General features: G+C 57.4%; 23 protein-coding genes. 4 read left to right on the top strand and 19 right to left on the bottom strand.

Annotated elements, in window-relative coordinates:
• Window positions 1-328 precede the first annotated feature (328 nt).
• Window positions 329-748 (top strand): transcriptional regulator, encoded by a 420-nt coding sequence (locus ACE10Z_RS05310; RefSeq protein WP_375786996.1) that lies wholly within the window; start codon window positions 329-331, stop codon window positions 746-748.
• Window positions 749-1,124: 376 nt separating this feature from the next.
• The gene (locus tag ACE10Z_RS05305; RefSeq protein WP_375786995.1) at window positions 1,125-4,010 is read left to right on the top strand and encodes a winged helix-turn-helix domain-containing protein; all 2,886 of its coding nucleotides are present in this window, start codon (window positions 1,125-1,127) and stop codon (window positions 4,008-4,010) included.
• A gap of 295 nt (window positions 4,011-4,305) precedes the next feature.
• On the opposite strand, the gene ACE10Z_RS05300 is transcribed toward ACE10Z_RS05305, so the two are convergent.
• From ACE10Z_RS05300 to ACE10Z_RS05250, 11 genes are all read right to left on the bottom strand, one after another.
• Entirely contained in the window at window positions 4,306-4,923 is a 618-nt protein-coding gene (locus ACE10Z_RS05300) for a cytochrome P460 family protein (protein ID WP_375786994.1), read from the bottom strand.
• A gap of 33 nt (window positions 4,924-4,956) precedes the next feature.
• On the bottom strand, window positions 4,957-5,802 hold the full coding sequence (locus tag ACE10Z_RS05295; protein WP_375786993.1) for an enoyl-CoA hydratase/isomerase family protein: 846 nt from the start codon (window positions 5,800-5,802) through the stop codon (window positions 4,957-4,959).
• Between the two features lie 144 nt (window positions 5,803-5,946).
• Window positions 5,947-6,369, bottom strand: coding sequence for an OsmC family protein (locus ACE10Z_RS05290; protein WP_375786992.1), 423 nt, complete (start codon window positions 6,367-6,369; stop codon window positions 5,947-5,949).
• 65 nt (window positions 6,370-6,434) lie between these two features.
• A complete protein-coding gene (locus ACE10Z_RS05285; RefSeq protein ID WP_375786991.1) occupies window positions 6,435-6,875 on the bottom strand; it encodes a tautomerase family protein in 441 nt (146 codons plus the stop codon).
• 470 nt (window positions 6,876-7,345) lie between these two features.
• Window positions 7,346-7,741: a VOC family protein gene (locus ACE10Z_RS05280; protein ID WP_375786990.1), complete on the bottom strand. Its 396-nt coding sequence runs from the start codon at window positions 7,739-7,741 to the stop codon at window positions 7,346-7,348.
• A gap of 264 nt (window positions 7,742-8,005) precedes the next feature.
• Window positions 8,006-8,701, bottom strand: coding sequence for a VOC family protein (locus ACE10Z_RS05275; protein ID WP_375786989.1), 696 nt, complete (start codon window positions 8,699-8,701; stop codon window positions 8,006-8,008).
• A 1,097-nt stretch (window positions 8,702-9,798) separates the two neighbouring features.
• On the bottom strand, window positions 9,799-11,025 hold the full coding sequence (hemA, locus tag ACE10Z_RS05270) for a 5-aminolevulinate synthase (RefSeq protein WP_375786988.1): 1,227 nt from the start codon (window positions 11,023-11,025) through the stop codon (window positions 9,799-9,801).
• Between the two features lie 40 nt (window positions 11,026-11,065).
• Window positions 11,066-12,193 carry a catalase family protein gene (locus ACE10Z_RS05265; protein WP_375786987.1) on the bottom strand — a complete coding sequence of 376 codons (1,128 nt, stop codon included), beginning with the start codon at window positions 12,191-12,193 and terminating at the stop codon, window positions 11,066-11,068.
• 55 nt (window positions 12,194-12,248) lie between these two features.
• Window positions 12,249-13,592 carry a c-type cytochrome gene (locus tag ACE10Z_RS05260; protein ID WP_375790114.1) on the bottom strand — a complete coding sequence of 448 codons (1,344 nt, stop codon included), beginning with the start codon at window positions 13,590-13,592 and terminating at the stop codon, window positions 12,249-12,251.
• On the bottom strand, window positions 13,592-15,763 hold the full coding sequence (locus ACE10Z_RS05255) for a molybdopterin cofactor-binding domain-containing protein (RefSeq protein ID WP_375786986.1): 2,172 nt from the start codon (window positions 15,761-15,763) through the stop codon (window positions 13,592-13,594). The genes ACE10Z_RS05260 and ACE10Z_RS05255 overlap by 1 nt, the downstream gene beginning before the upstream one ends.
• A 15-nt stretch (window positions 15,764-15,778) precedes the next feature.
• Entirely contained in the window at window positions 15,779-16,234 is a 456-nt protein-coding gene (locus ACE10Z_RS05250; RefSeq protein WP_375786985.1) for a (2Fe-2S)-binding protein, read from the bottom strand.
• A 1,025-nt stretch (window positions 16,235-17,259) separates the two neighbouring features.
• Here ACE10Z_RS05250 and ACE10Z_RS05245 point away from each other — a divergent pair.
• Together ACE10Z_RS05245 and ACE10Z_RS05240 are read left to right on the top strand one after the other, a co-directional pair.
• Window positions 17,260-17,475: a DUF2945 domain-containing protein gene (locus ACE10Z_RS05245; protein ID WP_375790113.1), complete on the top strand. Its 216-nt coding sequence runs from the start codon at window positions 17,260-17,262 to the stop codon at window positions 17,473-17,475.
• A 50-nt stretch (window positions 17,476-17,525) separates the two neighbouring features.
• Window positions 17,526-18,059, top strand: coding sequence for a DUF488 family protein (locus ACE10Z_RS05240; RefSeq protein WP_375786984.1), 534 nt, complete (start codon window positions 17,526-17,528; stop codon window positions 18,057-18,059).
• 334 nt (window positions 18,060-18,393) lie between these two features.
• On the opposite strand, the gene ACE10Z_RS05235 is transcribed toward ACE10Z_RS05240, so the two are convergent.
• The 8 genes from ACE10Z_RS05235 to ACE10Z_RS05200 form a co-directional block, all read right to left on the bottom strand.
• Window positions 18,394-18,870, bottom strand: a complete 477-nt coding sequence (locus tag ACE10Z_RS05235; protein WP_375786983.1) for a hypothetical protein — start codon at window positions 18,868-18,870, stop codon at window positions 18,394-18,396.
• Between the two features lie 121 nt (window positions 18,871-18,991).
• The gene (locus tag ACE10Z_RS05230; protein WP_375786982.1) at window positions 18,992-19,345 is read right to left on the bottom strand and encodes a nitrile hydratase; all 354 of its coding nucleotides are present in this window, start codon (window positions 19,343-19,345) and stop codon (window positions 18,992-18,994) included.
• Between the two features lie 17 nt (window positions 19,346-19,362).
• Window positions 19,363-20,013: a nitrile hydratase subunit alpha gene (gene nthA, locus ACE10Z_RS05225; RefSeq protein ID WP_375786981.1), complete on the bottom strand. Its 651-nt coding sequence runs from the start codon at window positions 20,011-20,013 to the stop codon at window positions 19,363-19,365.
• Window positions 20,010-20,336 carry an SH3-like domain-containing protein gene (locus ACE10Z_RS05220; protein ID WP_375786980.1) on the bottom strand — a complete coding sequence of 109 codons (327 nt, stop codon included), beginning with the start codon at window positions 20,334-20,336 and terminating at the stop codon, window positions 20,010-20,012. Before ACE10Z_RS05220 ends, nthA begins: the two co-directional genes overlap by 4 nt.
• 527 nt (window positions 20,337-20,863) lie before the next feature.
• Window positions 20,864-21,760, bottom strand: coding sequence for an N-acyl homoserine lactonase family protein (locus tag ACE10Z_RS05215; protein WP_375786979.1), 897 nt, complete (start codon window positions 21,758-21,760; stop codon window positions 20,864-20,866).
• Between the two features lie 1,183 nt (window positions 21,761-22,943).
• The gene (locus tag ACE10Z_RS05210; RefSeq protein ID WP_375786978.1) at window positions 22,944-23,399 is read right to left on the bottom strand and encodes a carbohydrate porin; all 456 of its coding nucleotides are present in this window, start codon (window positions 23,397-23,399) and stop codon (window positions 22,944-22,946) included.
• A gap of 11 nt (window positions 23,400-23,410) precedes the next feature.
• Entirely contained in the window at window positions 23,411-24,490 is a 1,080-nt protein-coding gene (locus ACE10Z_RS05205) for a hypothetical protein (RefSeq protein ID WP_375786977.1), read from the bottom strand.
• A gap of 409 nt (window positions 24,491-24,899) precedes the next feature.
• Window positions 24,900-26,090, bottom strand: coding sequence for a M24 family metallopeptidase (locus ACE10Z_RS05200; protein ID WP_375786976.1), 1,191 nt, complete (start codon window positions 26,088-26,090; stop codon window positions 24,900-24,902).
• Window positions 26,091-26,488 lie beyond the last annotated feature (398 nt).

Genomic DNA, 26,488 nt, shown 5'->3' with positions numbered 1-26,488 from the left:
CATGGTTACTAAACGAAGGTATTTCCGGCGATGGTACGGTGCCACACCAAAGTATGTGACAGAAAGACCCATGCCAGATTGGCACAAGGCAGAACGCCGTTCATATTCGACAATAAGCAAAGGAAGTTCGGTGCTCGTTGTCACCGCGACCTCGATATCCAGAGAATAGTTGCGGTTACACCCTAAGCACTTGTGGCGAAATCTATCGATTGAAGTGTTTGAAATCTGACGCCGAATCCGGGCTGGTAGTGATCTCGGCGGATTTGACGTGCCAGTAACTGGTTACGTGCCGAGGTTCTTCGAAAAGCACAGATATTGGAGGATCGCTATGAACGGTCGGAGCCAACAAGAACTATCGACGGAGAGGTTTGGCGGTTACGGTAACATGTTTGGACAAGACCGAAACAGACAAGATCGAGACAGGTCCGTCTTGAACGCCTTTTGCTTTGGACCATTCCGCATCTTCCCGAGTGCCCGCCTCTTGGAACGTGACGAGTCGCCCGTCCCGATTGGCAGTCGTGCATTTGACCTGCTCTGCCTCTTGATCAGCCGCCCCGGTGAGGTCGTCAGCAAATGCGATCTCATTGCGAAGGCGTGGCCCAACGTAAAGGTCGAGGAAAGCAGCCTACGCTTCCACATGACCATGCTAAGGCGTGCTTTGGGCGACGGTCAAGGAGGTGAGCGCTACGTCGTGAACATCCCCGGACGAGGGTACTGCTTCGTGGCCAAGGTACGTCGTACCGCGTAGCCGTTTGAGCAAAGCAGCAGCCTAGGCGAGCGCGCAAGGTTCTGCGCTTTCCGTCCCGGGCAAGTGACCGGAGCGATCGGTGCATCAAGAGGCTCGCCACTGCCCATGTTTGATGCACGCCCCGGGTCCGGTTCATTTAATGCCCGCCCGCATTCGGGGAACGATCGTCTTCAAAGCAAACGCGATATTTTCAAGTAGTATCAATTCATTATGAGAATTTCACGCCGAATGACTGACCCCCATTAACTCTCACTTCCCCGCCGGGACCACGAAGGGTGAGAGGAACTGGCTTCGCCAAACTTCCTGGCGTAGCTTTCGTTGATATTCGCGGTTTTGCCTGCCAAAATTGAAGAGGCTTTGGAGACGGGACGCTCACGTGGGCCAGTGCGAACGGAACGTCGTTGAGTCCTGCGAATGGGCGGTTGATCTCGCAACGCGTGAGTTGCGTGCCGATGGCGTAGCCATCCCGATCGGCAGCCGCGCCTTTGAGATCATCGAGACGCTGGTGAGATCGGATGGCGAAATCGTGACCAAGAACGACCTCATGAAGTGCGCGTGGCCGGGCGCCAGCATCGTCGAAGACGCCACAATTCGTGTCCATATCTCGGCCATCCGCAAGGCATTGGGGGCAGACCGGAGGATGCTGCAAACTGTTCCCGGTCGTGGCTATCGCCTTGTCGGCAACTGGACCATTCGGCAGAATCGCACGCCGGCGCAGATTGAGCCATCTCAGCGCGCCATGGCAGCGCCGGATTCATTTTTGACGAATGTTCCGGTGGCAGCAAGCGCACTCCTCGGCCGAGAGACCGCGGTGCAGCGCTTGCAAGACCTCGTATCTGCTTACCGAGCGGTAACACTTGTCGGCCCCGGCGGGATCGGAAAGACTGTGTTGGCATCTGAGGTAGCTCGAAGGCTCTTTCCGACAATCGAAAGCGACGTCTTCTTCGTCGAGCTGGTTCCGTTGTCGGATCCGCAACTGGTGCCATCCACGGTCGCCAGCGTACTCGGCCTGCGATTAGGTGGCGACGAGATCTCACCCACTTCCGTCGCTCGGGCCATCGGCAGCAGGAAGATGCTGCTAGTTCTGGACAATTGCGAACACGTCATCGGGGCCGCGGCCGGTTTAGCTGAAACTCTTCTGCGCTTATGTCCTCACACGACAGTGCTCGCGACCAGCCGAGAGGTGCTTCGGATAGAGGGTGAGTTCATTTACCAGGTAGCCCCGCTGGAAGTGCCATCGCACCACCAAGAATCATCGAGCGATCTGCTCGAGCGCAGCGCCGTGCAACTATTCATTGCAAGGACAGGGTCGCTACGGGCTGACTTCCTGGCGCACGGCGAGGACCTTCCGACGATCGCAGCAGTCGTTCGGCGACTAGACGGTATTCCACTTGCTATCGAATTTGCTGCCGCGCGAGCCGCGACGCTTGGCGTTCAGGAGGTCGCGGGACGTCTCGACGATCGCTTCGCGCTACTCACAGGTGGCCGGCGCACAGCTCTGCCGCGTCATCAGACGCTGCGCGCGACCTTGGATTGGAGTTATGAACTGCTGACTGAGACGGAGCGACGCTTATTGCGACGAGTGGCGATTTTCCCCGCCGGCTTCACACTGGATGCGGCGACAGCGGTCATGAACGATGATGAGAACTCCGCACCGGCTGCGATGGAGGGAATCGCGAATCTCGTCGAGAAGTCCCTGGTGACGCTGGACAGTTCGGCACCTTCCGGTCGCTGGCGTTTGCTGGAAACGATTCGAGCCTATGCGTTGGAGAAGCTTGGCACCGGCGACGAGGCTGCGCGCGCGGCTCGTGCCCATGCGGAGTTCTTTCGCGACCTCGTCGTCGCGACGGCTCCGGCCTCCCGCTCCGATCCCTCGTCGAAGGGCTTGACCCTTTGCCTTCGCGAGATCGACAATGTTCGCGCTGCACTCGACTGGTCGTTTTCCCGCTCTGGCGACACGGCGACTGGCATTGCTCTCACCGCCGCTTACGTCCCGGCATGGATCCATTCCGCAATGCTCGTCGAGTCTCGCGAGCGCATCGAGCGCGCGCTGGATAGCCTCGATCCCGATTTGGGGCTGAGCGAGCAGCTCCGACTGCTGTTGTACATGGGGTTTGGAAGCGCGGCTGTCTTTACGGTGCGGCCGGTCGACAATACGCGGACAGCGCTTCTGGCAGCGCTCGACATTGCCGAAAATCTGAATGACATGGACGCCCGGCTCTGGGCAAACTGGAGCCTTTGGATGCTGAATTTCTACACGGGCGACATTCGTGCGGCGTTCCCCTTTGCTGAACGCCTGCCAGGTATCGCCTCATCCATCGGAGAACCGTTCGCACTTGCCATCGCCGATCGGATCATCGGCAACACGTTGCATCACGAAGGTGACCAGCGCAGAGCCCAGTACTACTTCGAACGGGTCATCGAACGATGTGTCGTGCCGGCAGCGCGGCGAAACAGCTTCTATACCCAAATGGATCAACTCGTATTCGCTCTCGCCATGCTGTCACGTTCGCTTCTGCTGCAAGGATTTTTGGATCAGGCGGCAAAGCAAGCCCAGAAAAGCCTCGAAGAGGCGATCGCCACCGAGTACGAACTCGCCATCTGTCAGGCCTTTCGGATTGCAGTCTGCCCAGTTGCACTTATGACCGGCGATCTCGCTGCGGCCGAACAAAGCCTCGTTAGGCTGGTCAATATCGCGAACAATTTCAACGCACCGTTTTGGAACAGCGCGGCGCGGTGCCTCGAAGGCAAGCTGCTGATCGCGCGAGGCGATTTCGCCGCCGGATCAGCCATTCTGCGATCTGAACTCGACGCTTGCGAGAAGTCCGGATGGACGAATTGGTACCCGGAGTTCCTGGGCGTTCTCGCGGAGGGTTTGGCTGGCCTCCGACAGTTTCCAGAAGCCATCGCCACTATCGATCGAGCGCTCGATAAAGCCGATCGAGGCGGTGAACGCTACTACCTCGCCGAGCTACTCCGCCTCAAGGGAGAATTCCTCCTTGCGGAGTCGGACGGAAACCGCGGCAGCGCGATCGACGACTGCTTCCACGCCGCCATGGATGCCGCCCGGCAACAGGGAGCGTTGCTCCTCGAATTGAGGGCTGCCCTGAGTCTCGCCCGCCTCCGAGTGCGCCAACATCGGCCCGAGGATGCTCGACAAATTTTGGCTCCGGTGTATGGCCGTTTCGTCGAGGGCTTCGCTGCAACCGATCTTCGTGCCGCTCGCGAGCTGCTCCGAGCCCTCGAAGTCCCGCCGCTTTGAGTCCGCGATTTGAGACATCTCTTCTAACAGCGACTAGACTAGGCAGTGCGGCGTGGCGCTTTTTAAGGTTCGACCGTCCTAACACCGGGTTTTGATCGGCCACAAGGACGAACGGCTAAAATAGCTATCACAAATCCTCAACGAGTGCGCGCGCCAGCTTTAGATCTGTGGTTTCGAATCCCGCAGACGGCTTGTCGGGGCACGGTGTGAAATAGTCGCTAAGGGGGACGACCCTATTGGCGACTCGACGGTCCTCACCGTACATCGTCCCCGGGCGCTTTGCCGCGCCAAATCGCTAGCGCTTTAGCGCCGGGTACCCATCAACATAGATCCAGTCAGTCGCTTGCGCGGGCTGATGACAAGATTTGCAGTTCTCCCTGTAGTCGTTTGTGGCCGCGACGCCTCCTCCCGGCAAAGGGAGGTTCAGCGAGGGGGTTGACGGATTGCCGGCGTCGAACCACGACCACCCCCAACCGTCGCCCCAGATCGGCGTATTGGCGGAGTAGCGACCAGCACTGTCTTTCATCATCACGAACCAGCCTCTCAAGCCATCGGCGTGACTGATTGTGCCGGTGGTCATAGGCTCGGTGACCGCCCGGTACACCTCTTTGACGAGGACCGTGCCGTCAGGAAAATGCCCATCTTTGCGGTAGCGGGCGGTGGCTCCGGGGGAAGCGTAGACGAAGTGCAGTTCTTGCGAGCCTTGGCCCTGGTCGGCGGCCGCCGCCCAGGTTCCGAAAAACTCGTATGCGGTTCGATAATCGTTCGGCACGCGTAGGTTCCCGTTCGTGTCGGCAAGGGCATCGCCCCTCAATTCGCTAAGGGCGGCGATCGAGCGAACCGGTCCGTTTGCGAAAATGCTGACCATCGCCGCGAGCGCTGTCGAGTAAACAACTACTGTAACAACCCTCATCGCTGATGCCTCTCGCGCGCACTCGCCTTCTTTTCAATCGCCGATCTGGCCAACATAAAAGCCGAGACGGTTCTCGACGTCGCCGGGCCGATGAAACCCGCGGTCCATTAGAGACTTGATTCGCTTCTGACTGGCTGGTCGGTCCAACGCCGCAAGGAATGCCTCCCATTCGGGCCGGATGTCTGCATCAGATGGCAGACTCGCGACGTCGACCAGGCGCTTGGTTTCGGCAATGGCTTGCTTATCAAAGGAGCCGATCCGCATCGCCAGCGCATCCACGAAACCGTCGAGCTCGTCGTCGGGAAGGGCGCGATTCACGTAGCCGTATAGTTCAGCAAGTTTGCCATTGATGTCGTCTGCGGACAGTAGGACTTCCAGTGCTCTGCCGCGTCCGATCAGACGCGGCAGTCGTGCCATTGGACCGCCGCCCGGCACCAGTCCCGCGCCGACCTCCCATTGTGATAGGATTGCCTTCTCGCGGCTCGCAAATCGCATGTCGCTCGCGAGCGCCAACTCGCTTCCAACCCCCGTCGCCCGGCCTCGGATGGACGCGATCGAGACGACAGGAGCGCGGCTAAGACGCGCCAGCATGTCCGGCAACGCCTGTAGACCGGTCTTTCCAGGCGGGATGCGCGTAGACTCGTCGAGCGGAGAGAGGAAGTCGTAATGTGTGAGAAAGAAGCCGTCGACCGCACTGTCAAAGACGACGACCCTCACATGCTGATCCGACTCGATTGCGGTGATGATTTCGTCAAGCTGCGGGATCTGCTTCGGTCCGAAGATGTTCAGCGGAGGGACATCGAACGTCACACGCCAATACGAAGCTAAGCGACGCTCGAGCCGGATCTTCCCCGTATGCGTTGTTTCAGAGCGATTCATGGTATGGTTCCCTAACCTAGCGTCATTGTACTCCTGGAAGAGGTTGACACATGCGTTGAGCGCCCCATGAGGGGATAAATCAGCGATCGGCGTCACACTTTGACGAGAGATCGTTGCGACCGGAACGCTGCTTCCCATGCGGGCTCAGATCAGCTTGGCGTCCAAGGTGATTTCAGCTTTGAGAGCCCTTGAGACCGGGCAATTCTTCTCTGCCTCGCCAGCCAACCGTACAAAAGTTGCTTCCTCCACGTTCGACACCCTCGCGCGCAAGGTGAGCGCCGAGCGGGTGATCCGAAATCCTTGCCCCTCCTGTTCGAGCGTGACCGCGGCCTCGGTGACAAGTTCTGTTGGCGTAAGCCCAGCGGCCTGGAGCTGGAAAGCCAACGCCATCGTGAAGCAGCCAGCATGCGCTGCTGCAATCAGTTCTTCGGGGTTGGTTCCCCTCTCGTTTTCGAAACGAGTTCGAAACGAGTACGACGTTTCCGCGAGCACACCGGAATCGGTCGAAAGACGACCGCTGCCGGCGCGGCCGGTGCCCTGCCACACTGCTTTTGCCTTGCGGATCATATCCTGCCTCCGTTTGTGGGTGCTAATTAATCCTGCTCGCCCAGAGTTTGAGCATAGGTGCACGCCTATCCGGTGATCGGAACCAACCGCTCCTTGAAGCCATCGGACGACGTCGCCTCGAGCTCATCCGTCAGAAACTGGGCGCGGCCGTTGCCGAACGACCAATCTTCGTCGGAATTGGTCACCATCGACACAACGATGTCCGACGGCTCGATGCCGCACTCCTTCTTCAAGCTCTCGCAAAGCAGGACGTAGAACGCCTCCTTGGACCTTCTCGCACGCGGGCGAGTAGTAACTTGCAGGACGACGCGATTCCGCGTGCGCTCGATCCCTAACCCGGTGTCTTCGACGAGAAGATGAGACGACGGATGCTCGTGGATAATCTGGTATCGATCACGCTCAGGAATCTGGAACGCAGCTACCAGCGCACTATGAGCTGCGTTCAGCAGCGCCTTGATCTGATCGGTACTTCGGCCTTCGACGACATCAAAGCGAAGCAGTGGCATATGATATCTCCTGCTAGTTACTTGTCTGATCGGCTGAGTGCGCCCATTGTCGTCGGAGCAATTCGTCGACCAACGCGTTGACGCATAGAAGTATTGCGCGGTCGCAAGCAGATTGCTCGTTATGGGTTGTTAGGACCCGTTAGCTGTTGCGAGTCGCGGCCAACACGTGGTTGTCCGCGATATCGCGATCGCCTTACGATCCGTCTTCACCGTTGTCGCGGATGGTGCTGCCTTCACGTTCCGCGCTAGCAGTAGAATCGCTTCGAACCCTCTTTCTTCGACCTCGCACGCTGTCATTGCGACGACGGTCCTGCCTCCCATCCGACCCGCTTTACTTCCCTTGTGCATCCACCGTGCACGCGCACGATAGTTCCTAAGACAGGTCCATGCCCGCAAAATAATCGATGGTCATCCTCTCATCACTTTTTGAACCAAGCGCCTATTGCAGCCTCTAGACTTGATGAAGCGCGCTACGTGTATAAATCCAATGGGTTCGCCGTGACGGTCGTTTGGCCGACTTCAATCAGATATCCATCCGGGTCATGCATGTAGCACCGCAGTTCCGTGACATGGACTTTGGGCTCGGTGAGGAATTTCGCGCCTCGCGAAGTCCAAAGTTCATAGCAGCGCTTAATGTCGATCACGCGAAGATTCAGAAACAAACCTAGCACGTTTTGATCATGCGGTGGCGTAGCGACGATCTTGGGCTTGTCGTCGGTCGGACCGCCGCCAACGTTGATTGTAAGCCAAATATTGCCCAGCCTCAGTAACGTTGGCTCGCCTTCGCTCAGCACGACAGCGCCGAGGACGTCATGGTAGAACGAGACTGAGCGCTTTACATCTCGAACGATGAGGGTGTTCGTCACTACGAACCTGGGTTCCGCGCCATGATCCGATTGTATAGCCATGACCGCCTTCGTTCTCCGCGTGCATCGACATTGAAATAGTGCCGCTGCAGCTTAGTCACTAGATTAATACCTGCTGAGCGCACGCCACGTTCTACCCGAAATGCCCCGTGTAATCACCGCCACTATCAACGCGCTCGCGCGACGTCTCCAACAGAGCTCTGTGTATATCGGACTCATCGCGGAGCTTCACAGAACGGTCCTGACCTGGCCGAACGCCGCTACTCACAAAGGAAGCGGCTTCCCAGCCTGCTCGCGGACCAGATACTCGGCGTACCAGTTCGGCCAGTTTGCATCGTGCTGACCACCGGTTCTCTTCTCGTACTCACCATGCGCATCCGCCGCCCGCCGAAGCGCGGCTGCGAACTCGGAAGATGACATGAAGGTGGCGCCGGCGGTGCTGACGCGTCCGGGTAATCGCTTCTTGACCTCTTGCAGAAGCCACCCATTGCCGTCGAGATCACGGTACGACGCATATGAGCGGTAGCTGTTCCGCCCAGGATCCAGGCCCTGCAGTCTGAGCCGCCCGGATAAATAGGGTTCGTCGGCGCCAGTGTGAGCATCGGCGGACGGGTGGAACACCTCGCTCACGTTAACGCCGCGGCTGAGCAGGTCCTTGCGCGCGGCCTCGATGTCGGACACGATCAGGTACAATCCCTGAACCGAACCGGGTTCCGCCGCCGTGATGTTCTTTCCGAAGATCACCGACGACGGCGACCCCGGCGGGGTAAATTGGACAACGCGCCAGTTGTCGCCGGACGCGAAGTCAGCGTCCAACCTCCATCCAAGGCCAGTGTAGAACGCTTTTGCGCGATCGACGTCTGATACAGGAATGACGACGACCTCAAGCTTCATGTCGATCACCGGCGACGCCCTCGTCTCGATTGGGATTGTCCCCGTTCTCTCTTTAACTTTCGTCATCACCTCTGTCCCCTGGACCGGTTGTATCGCGCGAACAAAGTCAAAACTTGCGAGACCATCGTGCGCTCAATATTGGTGGGATAGCCAGGATCTTGCTCGTTATGCGTTGTTAGAGATCGTTAGGTGTTGCAAGCGCAAGAACTTCGCGCGCGACGAATACGTCGTGGAAGTTCGCGCTGAGGCGTCCAGCAGACAACCACCTATCTTAGTCCTCACGAAACACCGAGACCTCCCGTGTCAAGCTCCTGCAAGAAATGCTTGGTGAAGCGTTCGCGAAGCTCGGAGAACACGCGCAACATTGATAAGCGCCGCACGGCTCTCAACGGGGCCAACTTCGCCTCATTCCTCGCTCGCTAGTTCTACCAACGCCTAACGTGCCAACAGCTCGGGCTCGAGCCAGAGTATTGCAGCAAGCGAGCTCTGAACGACTTGCGCGGGAGTAGCACGGTGGACAGCTATGAGATTTTCACTTTGTCATTATCGGCACGATCGAATTCCATTGCTCACGGCGCACAGGCCAGCCGCCAGAGGCGAACCGACCACAATCTGCCCCAGGGAGCGCGATCGTCGACGTCATTGGTAGCGCATGATCTGGTCTCGCCAGGCCAGCGAATGGCCGATTGTAGTCTGCAAGCTCTCGTCCAAAACCGGATATACTCATGCGCAAGATGCTCGCTCTCGCCGTCTTCATTGCAATCGTTCTTCTCGTGTTGGCGCAATTTGGCCCCCCGGCGGTTCTTGGAACATCGTGGAGATGACCAACCCGGGCAAGCCCGAGGGCTGATAGCCGACTTTGGACGGCAACCGCTGCAGCACCAGGCTTGTTCTCGTAGAGATTGTACGATTGTACGAAGCGTCGCCCAAATTCGCGACGACAACGGGTGGACAAGAGAGGTCGCATCGAACTCGCCAGAAGCGGAGAGCGTCTGAAAGCGGATCTTATGGCCTTTGCACTATCGCGATCGCGGCTTGTGCTTCCGAGCAATCCAGGGAGCTCTGGTACGTGAGATGTTTCGCTTGAGACCATTGGCCTGCCAGACTCCGTCACCGTCGACGCCTTCGCAGTGCGGTTTCTTGACGAGAATGAGGCTCTCCACCTACCCTGCCGCGAGCGTCCGGTATCGTAGCGGCAATCCGAGCTGCCTCCACACGTCGACCAGCGCTTCAGCAAGCGCGTCGACCAGCGCGTCACTGTGACAAGGCGTCGGCGTAATGCGCAGCCGCTCGGTGCCACGAGGGACGGTCGGATAGTTGATCGGCTGAATGTAGATGCCGTGCTCGACGAGCAGAAGATCGCTCGCCTCCTTGCATTTCTCCGGACTCCCCACCATCACCGGCACAATGTGCGTATCGTTAGGTATCACCGGCACGCCGGCGGTATTGAGCACGGCCTTCACACGTGCAGCGCGATTCTGATGGTGGTCTCGCTCCCAATGCGACGACTTGAGGTGCCGGATCGCCGCAGACGCGGAGGCGCAAACTGCCGGCGGAAGCGCTGTGGTGAAGATGAATCCCGGCGCGTAGGATCGCACTGCGTCGACGACAGCGGCGCTCGCCGCGATGTAGCCGCCGAGGCAGCCGAACGCCTTCGCCAGGGTGCCCTCGAGCACGTCGATCCGGTGCATGACGCCGTCACGTTCGGCAATGCCGCCGCCGCGCGGACCGTACATGCCCACCGCGTGGACTTCATCGACATAGGTCATAGCGCCGTACTTGTCGGCAAGGTCGCAGATCTTCGCGAGCGGCGCGACGTCACCATCCATTGAATAGAGGCTCTCGCACGCGATTAGCTTGGGCCGTTCGCCGGCCGCAATCAGCAACTCTTCAAGATGCGCCATGTCGTTATGGCGGAAGATTTTCCGCTCGCCGCCCGCCCGGCGCACGCCTTCGATCATCGAATTGTGGTTCAGCGCATCCGACAGAATCAAGCAGTTCGGGATCAACTTGGCGATGGTTGCAATGCTGGTCTGGTTTGAGACGTAGCCCGAGGTAAACAGAAGCGCGGCCTCCTTGCCGTGCAGATCGGCGAGTTCCGCCTCAAGCTGCGTCAGCGGATGATTGGTGCCGGCGATGTTGCGGGTGCCGCCGGCACCGGCGCCGACGCGAACAGCGGTGTCGACCATGGCCTTTATCACCTTTGGATGCTGGCCCATTCCGAGGTAGTCGTTCGAGCACCAGAGCACAACTGAACGCGGCCCGTCTGGGGAATGCCACGTAGCGTGTGGGAAGCGCCCGGCAGTCCGCTCAAGATCGGCAAACACACGGTAGCGCCGTTCCTCGTGCAGAAGGGCAAGTGCGGCCGAAAAGAACCGATCATAGGTCATATACTGGTTCCGCAACGCTGGGTTAAGTTCGAGAGGGTCTTCAATCCTCGAACGTCAACATTTCGCGTGGTTCTTCGATGATCCGGTTGTTCTTGTCGGCTCGAAACGATTTAGCCATCTCATAAACTTGCCTTCGAACCCGCATTATTCCACCGAGTGGGCGATGCGCTGCCAATCCGTGCCAGGGCGAGAATGACATGCCGTCATCAACAGCCGACGACCGCGCGTCACTCCACGTCGATTGCGGCTTGACCGTGATACGGGCGACCCTCCGATAAGGGCTCATCTCCTCTGGCCACGCAATCGTAGCGTTCTCAACCGGCATCAGCGCGAGGTCAGTGCACAACTGCGCTCGAACTTCCCAAATGCCGCCATTGGTCCTGAAAAACGAAACGACCGCCTCGCGGAGTCCGTTTGGGACACCGCTTACGTTCAAAGGCGCTTGCGTGAGGGCTACCAGTTCTGCGGAAGCGGGCGCCACCGCTATCTTCGCAACGAAATCGCCAAACCGCAGCGCGGCCTGGCTGTAGAAAGTCTCGCCCAAGATGTGAGTTGCCGGGTGTCCACCGAGGGTGCCTACGGTTGCGCTTGGCCGGCCGGTAATTGCCACCATGACACGCTGCACCTGGCGCATCACGACGGACAGAGCTTTCTTAAGCCATTCAACCCTGTCGGTGGTTTTTGCTAGCAGCCTTACGATCGAAAGAAATTTCTTCGGATTGGGTGCTCCGAAGGCTGGACTATTGATCAGGACGAAATTTTGCGTAACGTTCCCTTCGGACCCCCCGAGCCGTTCGCCCTCTACACCAATCACTTTTATCGCCAGTCCGCGCGGCGTGGTGACGCTGTCGTCGAGGATGTCACCGGGAATCGTGGAGAACCGCATCACCAGCGGGTAGCGCCTTGGCTTCGCAAACAATCCCTGAGCGAGCTCACTTGGAAGGCCAGCCTCGACTTCAAGATATCCCTCGAGAAATCCGTGAGCTTTAGCATGAACAGGACGGATCGCACGGCCACCGTCAGCGAATGTTTTTTCGCCAATGTATCGCATCGCCGCGATCAGACCCCGTGTGGTTGCGGCCTCGTCGACATCCGGCCGTTCCACAGCCGGGCTAAATCGGACGGGGACACCGAGGTGCTGGTTCCCACACTTCGATGGAGCATTCATCGGGGCCTCTCGGTGGCTGAAAGAAACGGCAGGCGAGGCAGTTTCGTAGATATATCTAGTTCGACGCCTGCTTTCTCAGTGCCGCGACATCGCTTGCTGTAATTTGTGATCCCTTGCTTCCAAATCGCGCAGTGACGTAGTTGGCCACAGCCGCGATTTCCTCGTCGGAATAGGCGTTTCCAAAGGCAGGCATCGAGATCGCATCCTCGGGCGTATGCCGGACGGTCCCGAAAATCACGATCTGAACGACATTTGTCGCGCTTGGATCGTTCACCGCCCAGGCACCGGCGAGCGTCGCAAGAGGTGAAATCGAGCTCTCCCCGGTCCAGCCATGGCAACTGACGCAGGCGCCCTCAAACACAACCTTGCCACGTAGGTCCGACGCGCTGCCATCGCGGTGCGAAGCCGACGCAGGCGGTGCCAGAGTCGCCGGCAGATCGGGCGAGGCCCTTGCAGGTACGCTGCGGAGATAAGTTACCAAGGCGCGGATATCTTCAGGCACCAACTGGCTGAAGCTCCGATCAACCGCTTCGCCCATCGGTCCCGACGCAGTGCCATGACCGGACGCGTGTCCGATCGACAGATAAGAAATTAGATCTTCGTCACGCCAGGCGCCGATGCCAGTGACGTTGTCAGAACTAATGTTGAATGCGCGCCATCCCGCCGTGAGTGCGCCGCCAAATTTCCTGCGGTTGTCAAGCGCGAACGCCAGATTGCGCGGCGTGTGGCAATCACCGCAATGCGCCAGCGCTTCTGCAAGATACGCGCCCTTGTTCCATTCCGGGCTCTTCGACGTGTCGGCTTCGAACCGCGTGTTTGGATTGAACAGTGCTGACCAGAACATCATGCCCCAGCGCTGGTTGAAGGGAAACGCCAGCGTGTTGGCGAGAGCCAGCGCGCGCACAGGCTGAAGGCTGAACAGATATGCTTTGATCGCCAACGCGTCCGAGTCGGTGATGTAAGTGTAAGAAGTGTATGGCATCGCGGGATAGAGCCTCGCGCCGTCGCGCCGGACGCCGCGATGCAGCACGTTCAGGAATTCCTCATCACTGTAATTGCCGATACCAGTGTCCTTGTCCGGCGTAATGTTGGTCGAATAGAGCGTGCCGAACGGAAGTTTGAATCCGAGACCACCGGCGTATTGCTTGCCGCCCGCGGCGGTGTGACAGACCATGCAATCCGCCGCCTTCGCGAGATATTCACCCTGCTCCACCAAGCTCGCTTTGGCGAGCGCAGCAGGAACTCCGGTGAACGCTCCGGTCGTCGCTTCCGCAAGACCGCCTTTTGACCCTTTTGCAAACGCCATTGGCCCCGGGCCGCGGACGATCCAGACTCCAACCGCTGCTACCATCAGGGTGCCTGCAGCAGCGCCCAAGAGAATCCGGCGTGTCGCAAGCATCATGATTTTCCCCCGGCTATCAGCGTGCGCTCGATCGGAAGCCGCCGCAAGGCAACGCCAGTCGCAGCATAGATGGCGTTGCGGAGTGCAGGCGGTCCTGCCGTCGCGCCGGTCTCGCCGATGCCGCCTGGCGCCTCTCCATTCCTTATGAGATGAATCTCTATCTTCGGAGTCTGGTCGATACGCAGGATGCGGTAGTCGTTAAAATTTGACTGTTGGATGCGTCCCTTGTCGATGGTGATGTTGCCGTAGAGCGCCGCCGTCAAGCCGAAAATCAGCCCACCCTCGAGTTGCGCTACGATGATATCCGGATTGACAGCAATTCCGGCGTCAACCGCCGAGATTATCCGACGTAGATTGACTTCGCCAAGCTCGTCGACTTCAGCTTCCACGACCGTTACGATGAAGCTGGCAAACGACGGCTGCAGGCAAACACCGCGCCCGACTCGCGAGGGCAACGGCTGACCCCAACCGGATTTCGCGGCCGCCAAATCGAGTGCCGCCAGAAAGCGCGGATGCTTGCCGAGCATCGAGCGGCGGAATTCGATCGGATCCCTACCGACCTTCACGGCCAGTTCATCCATAAAGCACTCGACTGCAAACACGTTGTTGTTTGGTCCAACGCCGCGCCAGAACCCCGTAGGCACCGCCGGCGGTTCCGCACGGACATATTCAACGTGGACGTTCGGTATCTCGTAGGGGATATCGACAGCACTATCGACGGCGTCGATATCGATGCCTTTCTGAAAGGCCGGCGGCAACCATCGCGCAATAACGGACGAGCCGCTGATCCGGTATTTCCAAGCGACGATCTTGCCATCAGACAAGGTCGCAGCGATCTTGTCGTGATAAACTGGTCGGTAAATGTCTTGCTGGATATCTTCTTCGCGCGTCCACACCACCTTCACCGGGCCATCGACATGTTTGGCAATTCGGACAGCCTTGACCACCATGTCAGGTTCAAGCTTGCGGCCAAAACCGCCACCGAGAAGATGATTGTTTGCGATAACTTTCTCGACAGGAAGCCCGGCCGCTCTGGCCGCCTCTGATTGCACGCGCGCGAGAACCTGTGTGCCCGTCCAGACCTCGCAGGAGTCGGGCCTGAGATGAACCGTGGCGTTAACCGGCTCCATCGTCGCGTGCGCCAGAAATGGCAGTTCGTAGGACGCATCGAACCTCTCGCCGGTTGCTAGGCCACTGGCGATGTCACCATCGGATCTTGCAACCACCCCGTCCTTCTCGCTGGCGGCGCGTAGATCCTCCCAGATGTCCTTTGAGCTGAGCTGCGCGTTCGCGCCTCCGTCCCAATCGATTGTCAGCGCTTCGAGCCCTCTCTTTGCTGCCCACATGTGGTCACCGACCACGGCAACTAGATCGTCCAATACGACGACCTTCTGCACGCCCGGCACTTTCCTCGCTGCACTGTCGTCCACCTTGACAACCTTGCCACCTAAAATTGGGCACGCTTTCAGCGTCGCGAACTTCATGCCAGGAAGCATTACGTCGATGCCATAGACCACCTTGCCGTTGACCTTGTCAGGCGTGTCGATCCGCTTTAGCGGTTTGCCGATCAAGACAAAATCCTTCGGGTCCTTGAGAGTGGCGTCTTTTGGCGGCGTCTGTGCGTTTGCGGCATCGACAAGTTCACCATAGGACAGCGTGCGTCCGCTGGCAGCATGAAGCACCTCTCCTCTCGACGTTGTGCAACTCGCGGGATCGACTTGCCATTTCTGTGCCGCGGCTTGCACTAGCGCGGCGCGCGCGCTCGCCCCCGCGCTGCGCAATGGCTTCCAGAAGGCTCTTACAGAATTAGAATTGCCGGTGACTTGGATGCCGAACACTGGATTGCCGTAAAGCTTGTCATTTGGCGGCGCATGTTCCACTGCCACTTGCGCAAAATCGGCATCGAGCTCTTCAGCTAGGATCATCGATATTGACGTGTAAGTGCCCTGCCCCATCTCGACCTGGGGCATGACCAGCGTCGTCTTTCCCAAACGATCGATGCGGATGAAGGCGTTCGGCGCAAATTTTCCGTCCGTATCGTTCGGCGGCTGCTCGGGTTCATTGAACGCGCGCACTGGAATACGAAAGGCAAAAAGAAATCCGCTTGCCAACCCGCCAGTAAGTAGGCCGCGTCGCGATATATCACTTAGGACAGCTTGCCCGGTCATGGTGTCCTCCTACGACTACCGGCCGGAGGCGGCTTGCTTGATCGCCGCGCGAATTCGCACATAGGTGCCGCAACGGCAGATATTTCCCGCCATCGCCGCATCGATATCAGAATCGTCTGGATTGGGCACAGTTGTGAGCAGCGCCGTGGCAGACATTATCTGGCCCGATTGGCAATAGCCGCACTGGACAACTTCCAGATCGAGCCAAGCCTTCTGAACCCTTGCACCGACCGGCGTGGCACCGATGCCCTCAATCGTCGTAACGGAACGATCGCGAAGAGCGCCCACAGCCAGCATGCAGGAACGCACCGGCTTGCCGTCAATGTGCACTGTACAGGCGCCACATTGGGCAATGCCGCAGCCAAACTTCGTGCCGGTCATGCCGAGAATGTCGCGAAGAGCCCAGAGCAGCGGCATGTCCGCCGACGCTTCAAATGACTTCTGTTCGCCATTAATCGTCAACGTTAGCATAGAGCACCGATTCTGATTTAGGCTTTCTCACCGAGATTGTGGATTGGTGAGCAGGCGCGGCGTGATCGCTTGTGCGGGCATCCAACTTATTCGATAACAGTCACCGTTCTTGCGTTTCACTGTATTCGCTGGCTATTGCGAATTTCAGTCCAACTGACTGACATGATCGCTTGGATGCTGGACAATTGCTTGTTATGTGTTGTGAGGAGCTGTTAGCTTTTGCGAGCATCGGTATTCCACCTGCTTGGCGCTGTAGCACGATGCTTTCTCGCTCGGTTCTGTTAGGCGCCGTTGAGTGTTGCACGTTACTCTCGCGAGCCTGTTCCTCACGTGAGGGCGAACAGCTCTGGTAGGCGCCAGCGCCGGTGGCACAATCGTTTCCCATTGGTCAAACGATGTATCGAAACGCTATGATGAAGACCCCGGCAGTGACGCGCCTCGCAAGAGGACGCCCGATGACTTCTTCGGTTATCGGCCCGTCTAAAGCGAGACATCTCTTGGAGTGGTCAACGACGCCTGCACCCAAGCGGCTTGCAACGTTTGGCCTCCTGAGCCAACCTCCGCGTGTCTCTTGCACTTGCAATCTTCATCTCGCGGACACTGAGCAGCTCGCAAGTTATAACGGTCGCAAGCACCGTCTAACAGACTCCTCCTTCTCTCTTGGCGTATAGACAATTTCGGGTTGACATACGATTTGGCGAGTGAGGCAATCGAATTCAACGAGCCTTAATGTAACGAGCGGCAGACCTCCCCAAGGAACTCGTCGATGGCGGACGCCGATAGGCTTTTCTGTCGGATTTCCAACAGCCTCATGGGAGGCTGGCCTGAGCTCGAGGCGGACCTGTAGGCTCAAGGTGGCTCTAAGTATCTCCATTGCGGCGTAATCTACAAACTATGGCAGCGTCGAAGTCGAGCTTCATGATCGCACATGACCTAACCAGGTAATCCTCCCGGACTTGCGCACGCCTCAAGGGCTTGCGGTAGCCGTGCACTAGATGACAAAGCAACAGCTCTGGATACGCGCTATGGGTCGAATATTCATGATTGGGGATCATGTGAGCTGGAACTCGGAAGCCGGCCGGGTTCATGGTCGGATCGTTCGCGTGCACACCGAAGACATCAACTATAAAGGCTTCGTGCATCATGCGAGTAGCGAAGATCCTCAATATGAGATCAAGAGTGACAAAACGGAGCACATCGCGCTGCACAAAGGAAGGACGTTGCGGCGTCTGTCGCGCTGAGCGTTCACGAACTGCCGGATCAAGGCTCGGCCGGCGCTAACGAGGGTGAGATGAGCACTCCGTTTTATACGGTCGGTCACGGAACGCGGCCACTTCGTGACTTCGTTGAAATTCTACGGGGCGCCGCGATAACGCTCGTCGTCGACGTCCGCATCATGCCGCGTTCGCGCACGAATCCGCAATATAATTACGACACACTGCCCCAATCACTCAAACCGTTCGGAATTGGATATGAACACATCGCACCGCTCGGAGGATTGCGCGGCCGCCTGCGCGAGATTCCGCTCGATTTGAACGCATTCTGGAACAATGCCAGCTTTCACAACTATGCCGATTACGCATTGAGCAACCAATTCCGCGATGGCCTTTCGCGGCTACGCCAGCTGGGGCACGCACGCCGCTGTGTAATCATGTGCGCGGAACTCCTGTGGTGGCGTTGTCACCGACGTCTCATTACCGACTACCTCCTCGCAGCCGGCGAGAGCGTGTTTCACATTCTCGGACCTGACCGGATAGAGCAGGCTAAGATGACCGCGGCGGCGCGACCGCAGGCCGACGGGCGCCTCGTCTATCCGCCCAAATAAGCAGGACAGCATGAACTGTTCGGGCACTAGCAGAAAACTGACCGCGGATAATCCGTTCCCACGACACGCTTAGAAGGCACAGTTTACCCGTCCATCCCGTCACGCGTGGCCGCGATCAACCATGTGCGATGTCTTGCCTGTTCACAATTTTCGACCATATCCGCTTCCCTCCGACAACGGTCATTTCTGTGCAGAGCCGCAGCGAAGGACGCCGAGCCAGACGTTGACATGCGTCTATTCGGTCGGCTCGTCGGGGGGCGAGCAGAGACGCTGGCATGACAATGCACAGAGCAGCGCGAGCGGCAGGCTACCCCACTCATGGTTGCCCAATCTCTTAGCCGGAGGATCGTGGTGGGCATGAGCGGAGATCAGGCACGGTATCCCCTAGTCGCGTTACGTACTCGCGTTGCTGGCCAACGTCCAATCGATCATCATGATCGACGCGAGACTCTTCAATCAAGACTGCTGGTTCGTCATATCCTTTGCGACTGCTGTAAAAGAGAAGGGTCATCAATCCGATGCCGACAAGTAAGGAGAACATGACCCCGAATCCCATCGCTATATAGCCGGACGTTGGCACGTTGGCATCTCCGATGGACCAACCGAGATAGGCTACGACGCCAGTCGCGACCAGGAGCAACGACAACACCGTGAGCACAATCCAAGCACCAATACTGTTTCGACGTAAAGTTGATGGTTCGCCGGCGGTCTTATTTTCATAGGATGTGCTCCTCAAAAGCGAGCGCGGATTTGCCGCCACCCGCCGTTGTCTCGCCGTCGCTGCGTTCGGCGCGACGTCAATTGCGACCATTGGAGCTCCGTGGCGAGGAACAGCAAGGTCCAGCTCGCCTCGATGACACCGTACCGACGACGATGCGGCGAATCAGTTTACTGCCGCTCATGTCAATTCCTAAGTGTTCAACAAAACGATCTCAGCCTGAATGCATACAAGCGCTCAAGCTTATGTCAAACCGAATGGCGACCTCCTCCATTTTTCGGGCGACATCGTCGGGCGTGAGAAGACCCTTTTGCAACAGTATGTTGGCAAAAGCGACGATCCAGCGTTCATAATAGCTAAGCTTTCCGACCAATTCGGCGCCGAGACCCTCAACGCCGCGACGTTTTTCTTCTGTGTTGATGATCTTATGAAAGTCAAGAACGTCCGCGAGAGCGTGACACCGCTTTTCCCAAGGCTCAAGCTCGTGTTCAACGCGCTCGATGGGTCCTGCCTGAAGCCCGCCAAGTTCAGTCGGTAGTCGCGTTAGAAGTTCATGCTTGTCTGTCATGCTTGCCTCCACTGAGCCTACCTGATTTCCACCGGCACGACCCCGATCATCGCGTCGCGTGTCACGACTGCGGCAAGCTCCTCCTCGTTGAAGTTCTCGGAACCTTTCGGCCGCTTCGGCAATACAAGAAATCGGACTTGCGCTGTTGAATCGCTGACACGTACCTCAACGTCGTCCGGAATGATCGTGCCAAACTCCGCGAGCACAGTTCGTGGTTCATAAACCGCTCTGGCACGATAGGGCTTCAACTTGTACCAATCGGGCGGCAAGCCAAGAACCGGTCTTGGATAGCAAGAGCAGAGTGTGCAGACGATCAGATTATGAACCGTGTCAGTGTTCTCAAGAACGATCAAGGCGGTGTCGTCATAGAAGCTGATACCCAGTTCCTCACAGGCTGCGCGTCCGTCGACCAGCAGCCGCGCCTTGAACGCGGGATCAGTCCAAGCGCGCGCGACAACTTTTGCGCCAAGCGCCGGCGTGCGTGAATCGAGCACCTCGATCTGCCGTCGAATCTCTCCTGCTGCGATCAACCCTTTCTCAACAAGTAACTCGCCGATAGTCATTTCGAGCATCTCGAAGTATCCAGGCACGTAATCACCTGCCCCTGTGCCCGCGGCAGCCAACTCGTGGTGATGTTCCTCGTCATCATTGTGGCGATGCTTCGTCATTGTTGAATCCTTTCGAGCCAGGTCTCAAAGATCTCAATGAACAGGCTGTCATTCGAGGACTTCGGATAGAACGACCAAAGCTCCGTCATCGGCAGCGCTACCCGATAGTAATGTCGCTTCGAACCGTTGTTGCGACCAAATCCCTCCTCTTCATTATTGACAGCCGGCGGTCGTATGACCGCGACAACAGTACCTCGCTTCCCGCGAACGTAGTTCGGCACACGGTAGTGCCCAATTGGAGATCGGGCCGCAACGCTGACTTGATCACCTGTCCTGAATGCAGGTGCTTCGCCTTCGGCCAACACAATCTGAGCCCTAAACATTTCCCTCCTCCGACGTAGGACCGAAACGCCCCTAGGCAGCTCAACAAAGCGCGCGCTGCTTCGAAGCACCGGCCGCACCGGCCCTTGCATTTGCAGATTTCCCTCAATGGTGCACAAAGTGGATAACCTACCGACAGCCGTGCAGGAAGTCCCATGACTGATAGTCGGCTTCATCATTGTAAGGATACCTGCCTCTTGGTCGCAATAAGCGACGGGTCAAATATCAAGCAAGTCATCGGCATGACGCAGCCATTTGATTTCGCCCCCGGCCACTGCCTGACAAACATGGCGGGCCGAGACGGCGATCCACTCGAACGTTAAAACGGCGGCAGCACGACCCTGCGAGCAAGGGCACGTCTATCTCCGTTAGAAGATGCATCACCAGATGCTCTTACTGTTCTCCGAGTCTGCGATCGTGGAACAGCCCGTAGTCTGGTCAGACGTAAAGCAGTAGTCTTCCAACTGCCGAAGTATGGATTCGATAGGTGCAGGCAAGGTAGCTCGATCATCTCCCGATCGGCAATACCTCAGTCGTAGAACGCGGGAAGCAACTTAAGCTGGTCAGTTTGAGCTTTGTCATGATTGATGAAGAACTTCGCTTTGTACGTTTCGATCAATTGTTTGATTCGTTCCATCGACGCGATTGATTGTTCCTTGTTGGTGTTGAGCGACGGAACCGTGTCCTTTTCGAAATTCTCTTCCGTATGAGCGACATCGCCGGACAGGATGATGAAGCCGGAATTCCTGAGATGAACGAGCAGCGACTGGCTGCCTGGAGTGTGTCCTGGCGTGGAGATCAAAGTGACGCTCCCGTCGCCAAATACATCACTATCGCCGTCGATGAGCTCCAGGTTTTTCGGGGTGCCCAAGAGCTTGCGCGCCAGCGAAATCAATTGATTTACGTCGTCGCTTTGCCCCTTGCCCGCATTTATCCAACCATACTCGGCTTGCTGTATCAAAACGGTGGCGTCGGAAAACAAGCCCATATTCCCGATGTGGTCTCCATGGGTGTGAGATACTGCAACGCGAGAAATGTCGGTTGGCTTTAGGCCAATTGCAGAAAGTTGGTCTGTCAGCGTCTTGTCGAGGTGATAAACGATTAATGTGGGTATCGTGGACCAGCCTCGGGGGTCGTTATGCGCAAGCTCAGGAACGCCCGTATCCCAAAGCAGCCATTCACTTCCGTGCTTTATAAGCCAGCAAGTAGACGAGAATTCGATACGGCGTCCTACGTTTTCGCCCGGCGTCCACACCGACTCGTCGTTCGCAACGGAGCGGCCACAGTCCAGCCGAAAAAGTCTTTCCGCGACGCCTGCCCTGGCGGCATCTGGTAGCTTGGAAGCCGCGTTAGCATCTGTGCCTTTCATCATGAGCGAAAAGGCAACCAGGATGGATGATACCGCCACTTTTGTTTCTCTCAGCATGGCTATTCTTCCTCTGGGAAAGCGCAGCGTTAAATTTTACAGCGCGCAGAAGGGCGACGAATGAAGCCCGCCGAGGCAGAACTTGCGTTCTGCCTAAGAGACTTGACACTGACGTGGAAGTCTGAAGATCGCACGTTTTTTGTTGTTAGAACCCGTTAGCGATTGCGGGCAAGGCAATTTGCAATGCACGGCGGTGCCCCCGAAAAGTGAACTTCCGGGGGCATGCGCTTTGAGCCCGGTGTGAAAATTAGAAGGGCGGCCTGGTGGACCTCTACGATCGTCCGCGCAGCACCACAGATCGAACGAGCACCTACTGATCGGCCCCCAGCGGCTGGCCGCCAAACCTGGACGGATCGTTGTAGCTGGGGACATCATCGTAGCGAACCGGCGCCCGAGGCAGAGCATAGGCTCGAACCGGGACGGCGGCGAAGCTAGAAGCGACACGGGCAGGAATAACATAGTGGTGTGTGCGGGAATGCACTGTCGCCGCATTAGCGGACGCACTTGCGACGATCAGCAGTCCCAAATTCAAAACAAAGCGCATCGGCTTTTCTCCAATCGATGAACACGGTTCTCATATAATGACAGTGCGCGGATCGCTCTGCTTTCGCTCTATCGCGTCTTCACGATCAGTCGCATCATGGACAATCATCCCCATTCGTCCGAGAAGGAGCATTTTGATCCCTCTTTCGCGTTTGCAAGACGGGCGGCTTGGTTGCCTGAATAGATCTACGCAGAAATTTTGGAAACTGCGTGCTATGCGTTGTTAGTGTGAGTGAATTGTTGTGAGCGGCGATAGCAGCTTTCGTGAACGCCGGAACTGGCTGATGAGCAACACCCGACATGCCGGTGCCACTCCGCGAACACTTCCGTCTGTTGATGACGGCCGCGCGTGAAGTGGGCGACGGTTTGTTCGCGGCGCGGGTTGGAAAGAAAACGCGTTCGAATCGTGCCGGGTGCGCCAGTTTCACTCAATCTTGCAGCGGGATACGTAAGCCCGAACCGAAATCGTGCGGATATCAACACAGATTGACACCCGCACGATTACAAAATCGTTGCCGTTGTACGAGTTCGTTGTGTTCGGATCACCTGGGTCAACGAACTGTCGAAGATAAGTCCGTTGAAGGTCACATCCAACCAGATGTAGTCCCGCGGACGGCGCCCGGGTGATTGTGAGACGACTCTAGAAAACCAGGGTGAGGCTGCTTACAAAGTTCAGCGCGCTTCCTTCCCCTTGAAAGTAGCGAACACTTGGATGATCGGAATAACTAAGGCCGACCGTCAAATAGGTGCCCGCCGCCAGCCTCGCTGCATAGCTCGCCGTATAGGTGTTGGTGAACGGCGCTACCCCAACTCCAGTCAACGGGTTAAACGGCGTCGCCGCAACATACTTGCTGATATCGTTATGAGCCCAAACGAGAGAAATCATATCGCTAGGTCGCGAGTCAAATGGTCCCACCCAATAGGCACGAGCTTCATCATACTGAGTTATTGAAGCGACATTGGGCGATGCATACATAAATGTCCCGCCGATATAGACGCCTCGGCCCGGTCTTGTCGAATCTGGCTGATAGATCTGCTGATCGCCCAGGACGTAAAAACTTCCCCCACTTCCATCGATCGAGGCGTTAGGATCCACACTAGCGCGGCTCAAGTCTCTGAACGTGGAGGTATTGTACTCGTGCCCACCCGGAACCATTCTCCAAGTTGTCCAAGCTTACTCTGTTGACGATACCCAAGCTCGTCAGTAAAGAGCGCGCCCGTGCCGGGTTGGGAGGAAAAGAAGTCCAAGCCGGTGGGATTGAGCACCACCTCATTCTGGTACACCCCGTAAGGTCCGCGAACCGGCACGCTTCGCGATACGGCGAATTCATTATAGAAGCCGTTCTTCAAATCGCCGGTCATGTGAAACGTCGATCGGAACATGGGAGTTGCCGCGGTACCTGCGGACAAACCAAGGAGAGCTGGAATCGAACCACTCGGACCGAACGGATTTGCGAAATTTCCGCCAACGGTTTGACCAACAAACTGCTGTAGTCCTTGCAGGTAGCCAAACTCGATTTCCATCCGCCTATCGAAAGCAGTCTGGTACCACGAGAGCAAATTCAGACGGTCGATATTGGGCGAGTAGGCCTGGTAGTCCCCCCCGGAGAAAGAACCTCCGACTGCCAGAAGGCCATCGGGAATACCTAACCGCCGCAAATCGTAAGTCAGGACCACAGAAATCCCATAAACCGCATCGGGACTCTGGCCGAAATATGCGCGATTCCCTGCACACAATGCACCCGAGACGCTGGCATCTGATGGGCATTTGGGGAAGGTGTTTGGTACGTGTGTAGGAGTGTCGAGCAAGTTAGCAAAAAACCGCGGGCTGCCGTACCCAATGAAGCCGATCCCATACTCGGCCAGCGCCGATCTAATTCCTCCCACGTCTTGAGTAAGGGTGTCGTTGAATGCCGGGAACGGCACGTTCCAGCCACGGTATCCAAGCGCAGCGTTTAGCTCCACCAGCCTGTCATTGACCGACTTTTCAGGGCTTTTGGATGATCCGCTTAGCCCGTTTGGATCCGCTGCTTGAGAGATCGAAGCCGAAGCTAGATTTAGAGTGCTGATGATAGCGAGAGTGAGGCACCGTGAAATAGTGCATCTAGCCTTCACATACTCGACGATTTTTCTTTTGAATGGAAGATCCGCAGCATGAGCACTGTAGAGCGATGTGCTCGTGGCCAACCCTATCTTGACGCCTCTCAATGAACTCAACGTAGCCCCCTATCGTTCTTAAAGACGAAGAATTATCTTCGGTCGTAAATCTCGACCGCGGATGGCTCCTCGTTTGACCATCCGTGCCTTTGACGCGGCGCAACTGGGGGCAACCACGAAGACGAGCCCCGTCGCCAACATCGTTATCGATCAGTAATCCAGGGCCCGCTCCGTCCTGAGCCAAGCCAGGAGCTCTTGCGAGATTTCTGACTGTCGTCGTCGAAATCGGACCAATATGTCCCACCCCATTCCTTTCACGCGCGAGGACCGATGTCCTTCTCAAGGTTCTCCATCGCAAGCGTTCCCATTGCCGGAATTGCGCATCCCGGACCCGTGTAAGAATCTTCTTTTGAACTACGGATTGGCCAAGTTTGCCTTGTCACCAATCGTGAATGCGATTCCAGCCGCGACCGATATCGCCGAGGGCGACGTTTCCAAGTTCCGTGGCAACAACGGTGTCTTCTAGCTTGATGAACCCGCGCGCAGGATGCTTCACGGCTGTCTCGATCGACAACACCATGCCGGCCTCTATAGGCAACTCCGCATCGCTTGGAGGATAAGGCAGAGGCCGGCCGTGTGCGAGTCTCGGAGATTCGTGGCTGACCAGTCCGAGGCCGTGCACGGTAAAATCCGTCGTCCTTGCGTAGGGCGACGATCTCACCACGACATCGCCTGCCGTTATCAGATCACCCCCGATAACTCCGGCACAGACTTTACCGCGGACGACCTTTTGAACCTGATCGACAAATCCGAGAATGTCCTGGAGTTCAGCGTCGGGTTCTCCAGCCAGGCCCATGCGGCAAATATCACCGATATAGCCCGCAACCTGGCCGACGCAATCGAGGGATACGACGTCGCCGGCTGACAGAATCTGATCGGTTGGTGTACGGTCGAGACTGGCGCCCATACTGGCCTGGCAGAACTTGAAATCCACGCCGCGTGAAAACTGCTCGCGCCGCGCGAGCTCGATCAATTGATGTTTGGTCATCCCTTCCCGCGCCTCCGAGAAGACAGCAAGGATGCTCTCCACAACTCCGTCCGATGCCCGGCGGAGGAGATCAATTTCAGCGGATGTCTTGACTGCTCTCAAGAGTTCGAGCGTTCGATGCGCATTCAGGATCTCGCCCTGCGGGAATGCCTCAACCAACGCATCCTTCGCCTCTGAAGGAATAAAGCTCGCTTCGATCCCGATACGGCGAGCCGGTAGACCGCTTTGACGCAAGAGATCAATCGCTCGTTCTATTGCCTGTTTCGAATCCCCGGCTTCAACGAAACATCCCAGATCGTGAAACGTCCCTCTGTCGCATTCCAGCTTTTCCATGCCACTTCCGACATAAGCGGATCTCTCTGAGCGGCCTTTCCAGTAAATGACAATAGGCAGAAAGCAGTTAACTCCCATCGCTTCGGTACTCTCGAAGCAGAAGAAGCGATAGCCTCCAAGCAGGTATTGCACATTGTGTCGCGAGGTAGCGACAATAACGTCGAAGCCCTGCCGCTCCATCAGCGCGTCGAGACGAGCTGCGTCAAACGAAGGACTTGCAAGCGTTCGTGGGTGATCGACAACTGCCATGTATTTGGTTCCGTGCAAGATACGACGGGTCTCTCTCGAATACGAATGTCGGGCTTATCTTGGTCCCGCCCCAAGCTTGCGATTGGCGCGCTGTCCTTCATTTTCTCGATCAATCGCGACGATCGGCGCAACCAGACACTTGCGTGTAAAAGGGTCACGTGGGCTTACGTCGGCCGCATACCCTGTCTTTGACCGACAAGCCCTGGCTTCCTCGGCCGTACCTATCCTGAGATGGAAAACTTGTGTCCTGGTCATTCTGTGACAGTTTCACAAGCAACGCGGCTCGTCACTTAGAACAAAATCATGATCGCTATTGCTGCTCGGCATTGCTTGCGAAGAGTCGCCCCGTGGACCGGGCATCAGATCCACGACCTGGCCTCGAGCCGGCAAATTCGGCG

Origin of the sequence: Bradyrhizobium sp. Pha-3 (assembly GCF_042258615.1) — a bacterium.
Lineage (GTDB): Bacteria > Pseudomonadota > Alphaproteobacteria > Rhizobiales > Xanthobacteraceae > Bradyrhizobium.
The sequence above is the reverse complement of the archived record's forward strand: the minus strand, read 5'-3'. Positions and strand labels throughout refer to the sequence as shown.